The organism is Nodosilinea nodulosa PCC 7104, assembly GCF_000309385.1.
Lineage (GTDB): Bacteria > Cyanobacteriota > Cyanobacteriia > Phormidesmidales > Phormidesmidaceae > Nodosilinea > Nodosilinea nodulosa.
This window is the reverse complement of record NZ_JH976537.1, coordinates 2,603,223-2,616,216: the sequence shown is the minus strand read 5'-3', so window position 1 is coordinate 2,616,216 and position 12,994 is coordinate 2,603,223. Positions and strand designations below refer to the sequence as shown.

Below are 12,994 nucleotides of genomic sequence, written 5' to 3'. Positions count from 1 at the left end.
CCGGCTATGTCTTACACCATCACCCGTAACTGTATTAGTTGTCAGCGCTGCCTCTCGGCCTGCCCCACCGGAGCCATTCAAACCAACGGCACAGCGTTTTGGATTGCCGTGAACCGCTGCACCCAGTGCAAAGGTTCCCATGGCGTGCCCCAGTGCTGGGCGGTGTGCCCCACCAACGAGGGCTGTGTGCCGCTGACCGCCGGTGCCCTGACCACCAACTCAGACGCCACGGCGGACTACTGGGATTCCTGGTTTGCCACCTATACCAGCCTGTTAGAGCGGCTCAAGGCTTCCCCTCAGTCGAGCTACTGGCGGCGGTGGTTTGATGCTTACTCCCAAAGTCTCAAGAGCCTGCAAGCCCAGTACAACCCCGAAGTTTGCGCCGGCGGGCAGGGGAGCTAGGGAGAGTTTTGGATTTTGGACTCTAAAGCTGCTTCCCTTCCCTGTAGGCGAAATGCTCCCCGGTGGGTTACGGCCAATACTTAATTTTCTTGACACTCGCCTAATTTAACTCTGGCCTAACCCACCCTGCAGCTTCTCCCCCACCTCCCCCATCTCCCTCATCCACCCTCCCACCTATCCACCCTCCCACCCACCCACTCCCCATCTCCCCCACTCCCCTGCTCCCCCATCCCCTTCCCCCCAAACGCGGAGACGATCAATGGTCATTTATCTCGACAACAACGCCACGACTCGGATTGACCCCGCAGTTCTGGACGCGATGCTGCCCTACTTGAGCGAGCTATACGGCAACCCCTCGTCGATGCACAGCTTTGGCGGCCAGGTAGGGGCGGCGATACAGGATGCCCGGGAACAAGTGGCGGCGCTGCTGGGTGCTGAAGACACCGAAATTATCTTCAACAGCTGCGGCAGCGAGGGCAACAACACCGCGATTCAGGCCGCCCTGGCCGCCCAGCCTGAGAAGCGCCACATCGTCACCACGGCGGTGGAGCACCCGGCCATTCTCAGCGTGTGCAAGCTGCTGGAGAAGAAGGGCTACCGCGTCACCTATCTGTCGGTGGACGGGCGCGGCCAGCTCGACCTGATGGAGCTAGAAGCGGCGATGACGGGCGGCACCGCCCTGGTCACCACCATGTACGCCAACAACGAAACCGGGGTGATCTTTCCGGTGGAGCAGGTGGGGGCGATCGCAAAGGAATACGGCGCTAGCTTCCACGTCGACGCGGTGCAGGCGGTGGGTAAAGTACCCATCGACCTGAGCACCAGCGCGATCGACCTGCTCACCCTGTCGGGCCACAAGCTCCACGCCCCCAAGGGAGTCGGTGCCCTCTACGTGCGCAAGGGCTTCCGCTTCCGGCCCTTTTTGCTGGGCGGCCACCAGGAGCGCGGTCGCCGGGCCGGTACCCACAACGTGCCGGGCATTGTCGCCCTGGGCAAAGCCGCCGAACTGGCCCAGAGCCACCTAGGCAATGTCAAACGCGAGGCCGAGCTGCGCGACATGCTGGAGTACGGCATTCTCGCCACCATCCCCGATACATCGGTCAACGGCGGCGGCACCACCCGCCTGCCCAACACCGTCAACATCGGCTTCAAATACATCGAAGGGGAAGCCATTTTGTTCATGCTCAACAAGCACGGCATCTGCGCCTCCTCCGGCTCCGCCTGCACCTCGGGATCGCTGGACCCCTCCCATGTGCTGACCGCCATGGGCCTGCCCTACACCATCCTGCACGGCTCTATTCGCTTCAGCCTGTCGCGGTACACCACCGAAGCCGACGTGCGCGAAGTGCTCAGCGTCATGCCGGGCATCGTCGATCGCCTGCGCGCTCTGTCGCCCTTTAACAATGACCAGGCTGACTGGTTGCAGGAACGGGATGTTGCTTTAGCCCATTAACCACGTAGGGCGAACGCTGTTCGCCCTACTACACCCATCCACCCCTACACCCATCCACCCCTACACCCATCCACCCCTACACCCATCCACCCCTACACCCCTACACCCCTACACCCCTACACCCATCCACCCATCCACTCCCTCGCCCCTATCCCTCACCCCCCGAAACCGCCATGTGGGAATACACCGATAAAGTCCTCGACCTGTTCTACAACCCCGTTAACCAGGGCACGATCGAGCCCGCAGCAGAACCCGGTGTGGCCGTGGTGTTTGGCGAAGTGGGCAGCATTGCCTGCGGCGACGCCCTGCGGCTGCACCTAAAGATTAAAGAAGACCAGGAGAAAATTCTGGATGCCCGGTTTCAGACCTTTGGCTGCACCAGCGCGATCGCATCTTCGTCGGCCCTGACCGAAATCATCAAGGGCAAAACCCTGGATCAGGCGCTGCAGATCACCAACCATGACATTGCCGACTTTTTGGGTGGCCTGCCCGAGGCCAAAATGCACTGCTCGGTGATGGGGCAGGAGGCGCTGGAAGCCGCCATCTACAAGTATCGCGGCATTGCCGTGGCTGACCACGATGACGACGACGAAGGCACCTTGATCTGCAAGTGCTACGGCGTCACCGAGCCCCGCATCAAGCGCGTCATTCGCGACAACCACCTGACCACCGTGGAGCAGGTGACCAACTATGTGAAGGCAGGCGGCGGCTGTAGCTCTTGCCTGGCCGATATTGAAGACCTGATCGCCGAGGTGCAGCAGGAACTGGCGGTGGCGGCAGTGGCGGTAAAAACTGCGATCGCGGAGGAGCAGGGGAGCAGGGGAGCAGGGGAGCAGGTTGTGACCGCTGCCCCTCCGCTCCCTAGCGCCGTCGCCCCCCTGCCTCTACCCATCCTCACCAACATTCAAAAGATCACTCTGATTCAGCAGGTGCTAGACAGCGAAATTCGCCCCCTGCTGATCGCCGACGGCGGCGATGTGCAGCTCCACGATGTCGAGGGCGATCGCGTGCTGGTCAAGCTCCAGGGGGCCTGCGGCTCCTGCGCCAGCAGCAACGCCACGCTCAAGTATGCGATCGAGGCGAAATTGAAGGATTTGGTTTTGCCGACACTCGTTGTTCAAGAGGTCGGGGGGTGACGGGGTGATGGAGTAAGCAAGATCACGCCCCCACGCCCCCATGCCCCCACGCCCCCACGCCCCCAATCCCATGACTCCCCCCAACCCCCTCCATTTCGGGCGATCGCCCCCGCCCTGCCCCGCAGCCTTGACCCAAAAGCCTTCCAGAGTTCAACACCCACACCTGTCTCGTGACTCCTGAATTCTGGTTTCCTCTCACCCTTGTTCAGCTCAAAACCCTATACACCACGGAGAAATCCACCCATGCGACAAATTGCATTTTACGGAAAAGGCGGCATCGGCAAATCGACCACCTCCCAGAACACCATCGCCGGGATGGCCGATCGCAACCGGATCATGATCGTCGGCTGTGACCCCAAGGCCGACTCCACTCGTCTGATGCTGCACAGCAAAGCCCAAACCACCATTCTGCACCTGGCCGCCGAGCGCGGCGCAGTCGAAGACCTGGAACTCGAAGAAGTGCTGCTCACCGGCTACAAAAACGTCAAGTGCGTTGAGTCGGGCGGCCCAGAGCCCGGGGTGGGCTGCGCCGGTCGGGGCATCATCACCGCCATCAACTTCCTGGAAGAAGAAGGCGCCTACGAAGACCTCGATTTCGTCTCCTACGACGTGCTGGGAGACGTGGTTTGCGGCGGGTTTGCCATGCCCATTCGGGAGGGCAAAGCCCAGGAAATCTACATCGTCTGCTCCGGCGAAATGATGGCCATGTACGCGGCCAACAACATCGCCCGAGGCATTCTCAAGTACGCCCACTCCGGCGGGGTGCGCCTGGGCGGCCTGATCTGCAACAGCCGCAACGTAGACCGGGAAATCGACCTGATCGAAACCCTGGCCGCCCGTCTGGGCACTCAGATGATCCACTACGTGCCCCGCGACAACATCGTGCAGCACGCCGAACTGCGCCGCATGACGGTGATTGAGTACGCCCCCGACAGCAAGCAGGCCGAGGAATATCGCACCCTGGCCCGCAAGATCGAAGACAACAAGAACCTGGTCATTCCCACGCCCATCTCCATGGACGAACTGGAAGATCTGCTGGTTGAGTTCGGCCTGCTGAATGGTGACGAAGAGTACGAGAAGGCCCTGGCTGCGGATAAAGCCGTAGTTGCCGTCTAACCCCTCGCGCTCAAAACCGGGTTTCTAGGTCATTACCCTAGGCGATCGCCTAACCCAGCAGAAACCCGGTCTCTCCCCATCTCCCCATCTCTCCATCCCCCCATCCACCCTACCCAAGAGGGCACCATGACTACCGTAGAAGACAGAAAAGCGCTCGTCCAGGAGGTCCTGGAGGCGTACCCCGACAAAGCTAAAAAGAGCCGCTCCAAGCACCTGAATGTGACCGAAGAAGGCGCTTCCGACTGCGGTGTCAAATCCAACAAAAAGTCTGTTCCCGGCGTAATGACCACCCGTGGCTGTGCCTATGCAGGGGCCAAGGGTGTAGTCTGGGGCCCGGTCAAAGACATGATCCACATCAGCCACGGCCCCGTCGGCTGCGGCTACTACTCCTGGTCGGGCCGCCGCAACTACTACATCGGCACCACCGGGGTCGACACCTTTGGCACCATGCAGTTCACCTCCGACTTCCAGGAGCGCGACATTGTCTTTGGCGGCGACAAAAAACTCGACAAGCTGATCGACGAACTGGAAGTGCTTTTCCCCCTCAGCAAAGGCACCACGATTGAGTCGGAATGTCCGGTGGGTCTGATTGGCGACGACATTGAAGCCGTCGCCAAGAAGAAAGCCAAGGAATACGGCAAGCCCGTGGTGCCCGTGCGCTGCGAAGGCTTCCGGGGCGTGTCTCAATCCCTCGGTCACCACATCGCCAACGACACCGTGCGCGACTGGGTGCTGCCCAAGGCCGATGAGTACCGCCAGCTGCCCGAAGGCTACGAGCCCGGCCCCTACGATGTCAACATCATCGGCGACTACAACATCGGCGGCGACGCCTGGCCCAGCCGCATGCTGCTGGAGGCGATCGGCCTCCGCGTCATCTGCCAGTTCTCTGGCGATGGCACCTTCAACGAAGTGGTGATGACCCCCCTGGCCAAGCTTAACCTGATCCACTGCTACCGCTCCATGAACTACATCTGCCGCTTCATGGAAGAGAAGTACGGTATTGGCTGGCTAGAGTACAACTTCTTTGGCCCCACCCAGATCGCCAAGTCGCTGCGCAAGATTGCGGCCCAGTTTGACGAGACCATTCAGGCCAAAGCAGAAGCGGTAATCGCCAGCTTCCAGCCCCGCATGGATGCGATCGTCGAGAAATATCGCTCCCGCCTGGAGGGCAAGCAAGTGATGATGATGGTCGGCGGTCTGCGCCCCCGCCACGTCATTCCCGCCTTCGAAGACCTGGGTATGAAGGTGATCGGCACCGGCTACGAGTTCGGCCACGGCGACGACTACAAGCGCACCGCCGAGTATGTCGACGAAGGCACCGTCATCTACGACGACGTCAGCGGTTTTGAGTTTGAAGAACTGGCCAAGCAGCTGAAGCCAGACCTGATCGCCGCTGGCATCAAAGAGAAGTACGTCTTCCAGAAAATGGCCCTGCCCTTCCGCCAGATGCACTCCTGGGATTACTCCGGCCCCTACCACGGCTACGAAGGCTTTGAAGTCTTCGCCCGCGACATGGACATGGCCGTGAATAACCCCACCTGGGGCTTGGTCAACGCACCGTGGAATAGCTAGAAAGCACGGGAGAGGGGGAGCTAGGGAGAGAGGGAGCAAGGGTAGTGCATCCCCCAGCCCTGTCGCCCCCCAGCCCCCCAGCCCCGCCGCCCTCCACCCTCTACTCAAACCCTACCCCTCATCCTCTCCCAAGGAGACAGTCATGACTCAGAACGACGAAAACACCATCCCGACCCCCTGTGGGGCGGAGAATCCCCAAAAGATTCAAGACCACTTTGACCTGTTCCACACAGACCAGTACCAGGCCCTATTTGAGTACAAGCGCCAGTTTGAAGGTGCCCACGATCGCGATGTAGTGGCCGAGACCGCTGAATGGACCAAAGGCTGGGACTACCGGGAAAAGAACTTCGCCCGCGAAGCCCTCACCATTAACCCGGCCAAGGCCTGCCAGCCGCTCGGTTCGCTGTTTGTGGCCTCGGGCTTTGAGGGCACTCTGCCCTACAGCCACGGGTCCCAGGGCTGCGTCGCCTACTTCCGCACCCACCTGACCCGCAACTACAAAGAGCCCTTCCAGGCGGTGTCTTCTTCGATGACGGAAGATGCGGCGGTGTTTGGCGGCCTCAGCAACCTGAAGCAGGGCCTGGAAAACGCCTACGAGCTATACAAGCCCAAGATGATTGCCCTCTGCACCACCTGCATGGCCGAGGTAATTGGCGATGACATTGGTGCGTTTATTCAAACCGCCAAGAACGAAGCGCTGATTCCGCAGGAATTGCCGGTTCCTGCCGCTCACACCCCCAGTTTTGTCGGCTCCCACATTACCGGCTACGACAACATGCTGATCAGCATCCTCAAGACGCTGACCGAAGGCAAAAAGGCCGCCACCACCAACGGCAAGTTCAACTTCAACCTGGGCTTTGACCCCTACGTGGGCAATATCCGCGAGCTGAAGCGGATTTTGGGCCTGTTCGGCATCGACTACACCATCCTGTCGGACAACTCCGACACCTTTGACTCTCCCAACACGGGCGAATTCAAGATGTATAACGGCCTCACCACCCTGGAGGAAGCCGCCGACTCGATCAATGCCGAAGGCAGCATTTTCTTGCAGAAGTACACCACCCCCAAAACCCAGGAGTACATCGCCAAGGAGTGGGGCCAAAAGACCTACAACTTCCGCCCCTTTGGCATCAAGGGCACCGACGAGTTTTTGATGGCCCTTTCCGCCATCACCGGCAAAGCCATTCCCCAGGAACTGCAAGCCGAGCGGGGCCGCGCCGTAGATGCTCTGACCGACTCCCAGGCCTGGATTCACGGCAAGCGCATTGCCCTCTACGGCGACCCCGACCACGTGTTTGGCATTACCCAGTTCTTGCTGGAAATGGGAGCCGAGCCCGTCCACATCGTGGTCACCAACAGCAACGCCGACTTTGAGGCCGAGCTGCGCGAAGTGCTGACCAACAGCCCCTACGGCCAGGCGGCCACCATCTGGGGCAAAAAGGATCTGTGGCATCTGCGATCGCTGATGTTCACCGAGCCCGTCGATCTGCTGATCGGCAACTCCTACGGCAAGTACCTGTGGCGCGACACCCACACTCCCCTGGTGCGAATCGGCTACCCGATCTTCGATCGCCACCACATGCACCGCTACCCCACCCTGGGCTACCAGGGCGCGATCAATCAGTTCAACTGGATTATTAACACCATTCTGGATGAACTCGATCGCAAGACCATCGTGCCCGCCAAGACGGACATCTCCTTTGACCTGATCCGCTAGGAGGAAAGGAAGCGAGGGAGAAGGGGAGCGAGGGAGCAAGTCTGCCTTCTCCCCAGCCCCCCTTCTCCCCAGCCCCCCAGCATTCCGCTCTTCACCCTTCACTTTTCCTCTCGCCATGAAACTCTCTGAAGAGATTGAACTCGACAGTCCCCCCCTATTCGATATGGGCAGCCGCGTTCGCACCCGCAAAGTGCTCCGCAACGATGGCACCTTTCCCGGCAAAGACATCGGCTTCCACCTGGCTAAGAAGGGCGATATTGGCTACGTCGTCGGCATTGGCACTTACCTGCAGCGGGCCTACATTTACTCAGTCCATTTTCTCGAAAGCAATTTTGTGGTCGGCTGCCTGAGCCGCGAGCTGGAGCTAATCGACGAAGACTACAAACCCCTAATTGAGCAAGAAGACTGGTGAGGCGATTTTGGATTGTTCAATCCCGCTCCCCCAACCCGTAGGGTGCATCCGCACAGCGATGCACCAGGCTCATAACGCAGAAAGCATCCCCATCTCAACAGCCCCGACATCCTGAAATTTGAGGCCGACCCATGGCACTCCTCACCGACTCCTCCCATCCGCATATTCACTCGCTACCTGTCCCTCGGCAGCAGACTGGCTCCGATATCTGGAATCCCCTGCGGCGCTGGATCGATCAGATTGAGGTGAGCGATCGCCGCCTTGCCCACCTGCTCTGCCGCGTCATCCCCTGCTGCTGCCCCTTTGAGCGCGACATTTCTCTCTTGGGCCGCACGGTGCAAATCCCCGCCCTGTGCGAACTCAACCCGGTTTACAACGAGCTGGTGGGTCTGCGGTTTCGGTCGCTGAGCCACCTGGCCGACGACTGCGGCGAGGACGTGACTCGCTACATCTGCTGACCTCGGAAATGGTGCATTGCTTCGCGAATGCACCCTACCGTTTCTCCCTCATCTCCCCATCCACCCGCCCACCCATCCACCCGCCCACCCATCCACGCCCCCACCCATCCACGCCCCCACGCCCCTCCGCTCCCCTGCCCCCTCCCTCCCCACATCGCCATGAAAATGACCTCTGGCAAAATCAACGAACTCCTAACCCAGCCGGGCTGTGAGCACAATCACAAAAAAGGCGAGAAGGGCAAAAACAAAGCCTGCCAGCAGCAGGCCCAGCCCGGTGCGGCCCAGGGAGGATGCGCCTTCGACGGAGCCAGCATTGCTCTGGTGCCGATCACCGATGTGGCCCACCTGGTGCACGGCCCGATCGCCTGTGCGGGCAACTCCTGGGGCAGCCGGGGCAGCCTTTCGTCGGGACCGATGATCTACAAAATGGGGTTCACCACCGACCTGAGCGAAAACGACATTATCTTTGGCGGAGAAAAGAAGCTCTACAAGGCGATCCACGAAGTCAAGGAGCGCTACAGCCCCGCCGCCGTGTTCGTCTACCTCACCTGCGTCACGGCGCTGATTGGCGACGATCTGGAGGTGGTGTGCAGAGCCGCCAGCGAGAAATTCGAGATTCCCGTCATTCCGGTCAGTTCCCCCGGCTTTGTGGGCAGCAAAAACCTGGGCAACCGCATCGGCGGCGAGGCTCTGCTGGAGTACGTCGTCGGCACGGGCGAGCCCGACTACACCACCCCCTATGACATCAACCTGATCGGCGAGTACAACATCGCCGGGGAAATGTGGGGCGTAACGCCGCTGCTGGAGAAGCTGGGCATTCGGGTGCTGGCCAAGATTACCGGCGATGCCCGCTACCGGGAGATCACCTACGCCCACCGCGCCAGGCTCAACGTGATGATCTGCTCCAAGGCGCTGATCAACATGGCCCACAAGATGCAGGAGCGCTACGGCATTCCCTACATCGAAGCGTCGATCTACGGCGTGGAGGATATGAACAATCTGCTGCGGGCGATCGCCTCCCACTTTGCCGATGGGAGCCTGATGGCCCGGGTCGAAGCCCTGATTGCCCAAGAGACCGCCACCCTCCAGGCCCAGCTGGCCCCCTACCGCCAGCGCCTCCAGGGCAAGCGGGTGGTGCTCTACACGGGCGGAGTCAAGAGCTGGTCAATCATCTCCGCCGCCAATGACCTGGGCATCGAAGTCGTGGCCACCAGCACCAAAAAGAGCACCGAAGAAGACAAAGCCCGGATCAAAACCCTGCTGGGCAAAGACGGCATCATGCTGCAAAAAGGCAACGCCCAGGAGCTGCTGAAAGTAATCGCCAAAACCAACGCCGACATGCTGATCGCCGGGGGCCGCAACCAGTACACCGCCCTCAAAGCCCGCATCCCCTTCCTCGACATCAACCAGGAGCGCCACCACCCCTACGCCGGCTACCTCGGCATGATCGAGATGGCGAAAGAGCTGGATGAAGCGCTGCATAGCCCGATTTGGCAGCAGGTGCGGCAGGTTGCGCCGTGGGAGCAGAGGAGCGAAGGAGCAGGGGAACAAACAGCCCCAACCGCCTCCCTGCCCCCTGGCCCCCCAGCTCCCACAAAGGTTCTCTCTCGCCGCAAGGCCATCGCCGTCAACCCCCTCAAACAAAGCCAGCCCCTCGGTGCCGCCCTCGCCTACCTGGGCATCAAGGGCATTATGCCGCTGTTCCACGGTTCCCAGGGCTGCACCGCCTTCGCCAAGGTGATGCTGGTGCGCCACTTCCGCGAAGCCATTCCCCTCTCCACCACTGCCATGACCGAGGTGACGACGATCCTGGGCGGTGAAGACAACGTTGAAACAGCGATGCTGACGCTGCTGGAGAAGGCCAAGCCCGAGATCATCGGCCTCTGCACCACGGGCCTGACCGAAACCCGCGGCGACGACATGGAAGGCATTTTGCGCACCCTGCGCCAGCGTCAACCCGAGTTGGCCAACCTGCCGATCGCCTTCGCCTCCACCCCCGATTTCAAAGGCGCGCTCCAGGACGGCTACGCCGCCGCCGTGGAAGCCCTGGTGCGAGATATTCCCATCGGCTCTGCAAATGACCTGAATGATCTGGATCTTGATTCCCTGGAGGCTGACCCGTTCTATCCTCACCCAGCTCCTACCGCGCGGTTTCAGGTGACGGTGCTGGCGGGGCCATCCCTGGCACCGGCCGATGTGCAGGCGGTGAAGGACATGGTCCGCGCCTTTAACCTCAAGCCGGTGGTGCTGCCCGACCTGTCGGCCTCGCTGGATGGCCACCTGGCCGACGACTACAGCGCCGTGACCAGCGGCGGCACGAGCGTAGATGAACTGCGATCGCTGCACCATTCCAGCTTTACCCTGGCGATCGGCCACACCATGACCACCGCCGCCGAGATTTTGCAGCAGCGTTTCGGCACTGAGTTTGCCGTGTTTAACAGCCTCACCGGGCTAGCCGAGGTCGATCGCTTTGTGCATCAGCTCGCCGTGATCAGCGGCCAGCCCGTGCCCGAAAAATATCAGCACCAGCGCCAGCAGCTTCAGGATGCCATTCTAGATACCCACTTTTTCTTTGGCCGCAAGCGGGTGGCCCTGGCCCTGGAGCCGGATCTGCTCTATGCGATCGCCTGGTGGCTCAAAACCACCGGGGCCGAGGTCCACGCCGCCGTCACCACCACCAAATCCCAGCTGCTGAAAGACCTGCCCATTGACACCGTTACCCTCGGCGACCTGGAGGACTTCGCCGAACTCGCCCAGGGGGCCGACCTGCTGATTGGCAACTCCAACCTCAAAGCCCTGGCGAAAAAGCTAGACATTCCCCTCTACCGCCTGGGCTTTCCGGTGTTCGATCGCCTCGGCAACGGTCGCCGCTGCACCGTGGGCTACGACGGCACCACCCAGCTGCTGTTCGACATCGGCAACCTGTTTATGGCGGCCGACGAAGAGAAGGCCCACGCGCTGGTGCATAGCTGGCGGCAGGAAGAGATGGGGGGATGGGGAGATGAGGAGAGGGGGGGCGATTAATGTCTCTGCTTCCACTCTTCGAGACGTTGCTCTGACTTCTACACTCCCCTGCTCCCTGGCCCATTGGCCCCCCTTGCACTTACAAAAGGAGACTACCCATGAAAGTTGCATTCACCACCAGAGATTCCAAACACATCAACGCTCACTTTGGCTGGTCTAAGCGTATCGATGTCTACGACGTTGACACCAAAGGCTACCGCTTTTTAGAAACCCTGGAATTCGCTGGTGATCTCAAGGAAGACGGCAACGAAGACAAGCTAGAGCCCAAGGTCAAAGCCCTGGAAGACTGCACCATTGTCTACGTTTCGGCGATTGGGGGCAGTGCCGCCGCCCGGCTGATTCGCAAAAACGTGACCCCGATCAAGGCCCAGACCGAGGCCGACGAGATTCGAGATGTGCTGACCCGGCTGGTGCAGACCCTCAACGGCAGCCCGCCCCCCTGGTTGCGTAAGGCCCTGCAAAAGAGCCAGCCCCCTCAGCCAGATAGCAGCTTTGACGACGAACTAGAAACCATCGAAGAGGAATTACTCGTATGAGCCCCGCTCAAGCCGCCCCCGCCCTGCAAAATACCTTTGAAAACGCCCTCATCATCGACAATGCGCCGTTTCTGAAGGCGATCGTGCAGCAGATTCGCGCCAACGACCCCTACGGCACCTACCGCAACTGGGCCGATGAGCTGCTGCTCAAGCCCTACGTGCTCAGTAAAGCCCAAAAGCGTGAAATTTCTGTCGATGGCGACGTCGACCCGATTACCCAAAGCCGGATTATGGCATTTTATCGGGCGATCGCCTACCGCATCGAAGAAGAATCGGGCCTGTTGTCTCAGGTCGTCATCGACCTCAGCCACGAAGGCTTTGGCTGGGCCTTAATCTTCTCCGGTCGCCTCCTGCTCGTCTCCAAAACCCTGCGCGATGCCCAGCGCTTCGGCTTTGCCTCCCTCGAAAAACTCAACGAAGACGGCGAAAAGCTAGTGCAAAAAGGCATCGAACTGGCGCAGCGATTTCCCGACGTCGCTGATGTGTAGAGATGTTTGACTTCAAAATTTCCCCTGTCCCCCTGCCCCCCTGCTCCCCCCCTCCCCTGCTCCCCCTCTCCCCTGCTCCCCATTCGCCTATGACCACAATCACCACACCCCCCGACATCGAAGCGCTCAAGCAGCAGATCAAAAAGCTCAACAGCAAAGCCGGTCAAATGAAGATGGACCTTCACGACATTGCCGAAGGCCTTCCCCACGACCTGGACCAGCTGCCCGAAGCCGCCGCTAAAACCTACGACATCTACATCCAGCTCCGTGACCTGAAACAACAACTCAAAACCCTGGAGGCCGCCCAATGACGACCGCAACTCTATCCCTAGCCCAGTTCAACCAGCTCAAAGATGCCGAAGAGTATCTCGAATTCTTTGGCCTCAGCTACGACCCCCAGGTTGTAAATATCAACCGCCTGCACATTCTGCGCAAGTTCTCTCAGCTGGTGCAGGCGGTTGATAAAAGCCAGAGCGAAGCCGAAGTGCTGGCGGCCTACAGCCGTGAACTGCGCAATGCCTACGACCTGTTTGTCACCTCTAGCTCCGTTGAACAAAAGCTGTTCAAAGTCTTCCAAGACAAGCCCAAAAACGTCGTTCTGCTCTCCGACATTGAGGTGGAGTGATCCTAATCCCCTCCTGGGAGGGGCAGGGGTGGGTCAACCGATCCAGGTAAAACCC

The 12,994-nt window shown here is 60.3% G+C and carries 13 protein-coding genes; all 13 read left to right on the top strand.

Going from position 1 to position 12,994, the window contains the following annotated elements; translation table 11 throughout:
- Positions 1 to 6 precede the first annotated feature (6 nt).
- The 13 genes from LEPTO7104_RS0112155 (at position 7) to nifW (ending at position 12,939) form a co-directional block, all read left to right on the top strand.
- Positions 7 to 402: a 4Fe-4S binding protein gene (locus LEPTO7104_RS0112155; RefSeq protein ID WP_017298852.1), complete on the top strand. Its 396-nt coding sequence runs from the start codon at positions 7 to 9 to the stop codon at positions 400 to 402.
- Positions 403 to 661: 259 nt separating this feature from the next.
- The gene (nifS, locus tag LEPTO7104_RS0112150) at positions 662 to 1,855 is read left to right on the top strand and encodes a cysteine desulfurase NifS (protein WP_017298851.1); all 1,194 of its coding nucleotides are present in this window, start codon (positions 662 to 664) and stop codon (positions 1,853 to 1,855) included.
- Between the two features lie 173 nt (positions 1,856 to 2,028).
- On the top strand, positions 2,029 to 2,991 hold the full coding sequence (nifU, locus tag LEPTO7104_RS0112145) for a Fe-S cluster assembly protein NifU (RefSeq protein ID WP_017298850.1): 963 nt from the start codon (positions 2,029 to 2,031) through the stop codon (positions 2,989 to 2,991).
- Positions 2,992 to 3,234: 243 nt separating this feature from the next.
- Complete coding sequence (nifH, locus tag LEPTO7104_RS0112140) at positions 3,235 to 4,107, top strand: nitrogenase iron protein (protein ID WP_017298849.1); 873 nt, start codon at positions 3,235 to 3,237, stop codon at positions 4,105 to 4,107.
- A gap of 126 nt (positions 4,108 to 4,233) precedes the next feature.
- The gene (gene nifD / locus LEPTO7104_RS0112135; RefSeq protein WP_017298848.1) at positions 4,234 to 5,679 is read left to right on the top strand and encodes a nitrogenase molybdenum-iron protein alpha chain; all 1,446 of its coding nucleotides are present in this window, start codon (positions 4,234 to 4,236) and stop codon (positions 5,677 to 5,679) included.
- 142 nt (positions 5,680 to 5,821) lie between these two features.
- Complete coding sequence (gene nifK, locus LEPTO7104_RS0112130) at positions 5,822 to 7,396, top strand: nitrogenase molybdenum-iron protein subunit beta (RefSeq protein ID WP_017298847.1); 1,575 nt, start codon at positions 5,822 to 5,824, stop codon at positions 7,394 to 7,396.
- Positions 7,397 to 7,511: 115 nt separating this feature from the next.
- Positions 7,512 to 7,808, top strand: a complete 297-nt coding sequence (locus LEPTO7104_RS0112125; RefSeq protein ID WP_017298846.1) for a nitrogen fixation protein NifZ — start codon at positions 7,512 to 7,514, stop codon at positions 7,806 to 7,808.
- Positions 7,809 to 7,939: 131 nt separating this feature from the next.
- Positions 7,940 to 8,266: a Mo-dependent nitrogenase C-terminal domain-containing protein gene (locus tag LEPTO7104_RS0112120; RefSeq protein ID WP_017298845.1), complete on the top strand. Its 327-nt coding sequence runs from the start codon at positions 7,940 to 7,942 to the stop codon at positions 8,264 to 8,266.
- A gap of 159 nt (positions 8,267 to 8,425) precedes the next feature.
- Positions 8,426 to 11,290, top strand: a complete 2,865-nt coding sequence (locus LEPTO7104_RS38205; RefSeq protein WP_017298843.1) for a bifunctional nitrogenase iron-molybdenum cofactor biosynthesis protein NifEN — start codon at positions 8,426 to 8,428, stop codon at positions 11,288 to 11,290.
- Positions 11,291 to 11,388: 98 nt separating this feature from the next.
- A complete protein-coding gene (nifX, locus tag LEPTO7104_RS0112105; RefSeq protein WP_017298842.1) occupies positions 11,389 to 11,826 on the top strand; it encodes a nitrogen fixation protein NifX in 438 nt (145 codons plus the stop codon).
- Complete coding sequence (locus LEPTO7104_RS0112100) at positions 11,823 to 12,314, top strand: NifX-associated nitrogen fixation protein (RefSeq protein ID WP_017298841.1); 492 nt, start codon at positions 11,823 to 11,825, stop codon at positions 12,312 to 12,314. Before nifX ends, LEPTO7104_RS0112100 begins: the two co-directional genes overlap by 4 nt.
- A gap of 89 nt (positions 12,315 to 12,403) precedes the next feature.
- Entirely contained in the window at positions 12,404 to 12,625 is a 222-nt protein-coding gene (locus LEPTO7104_RS0112095; protein WP_026072627.1) for a CCE_0567 family metalloprotein, read from the top strand.
- A complete protein-coding gene (gene nifW / locus LEPTO7104_RS0112090) occupies positions 12,622 to 12,939 on the top strand; it encodes a nitrogenase-stabilizing/protective protein NifW (protein ID WP_017298839.1) in 318 nt (105 codons plus the stop codon). The genes LEPTO7104_RS0112095 and nifW overlap by 4 nt, the downstream gene beginning before the upstream one ends.
- Positions 12,940 to 12,994 lie beyond the last annotated feature (55 nt).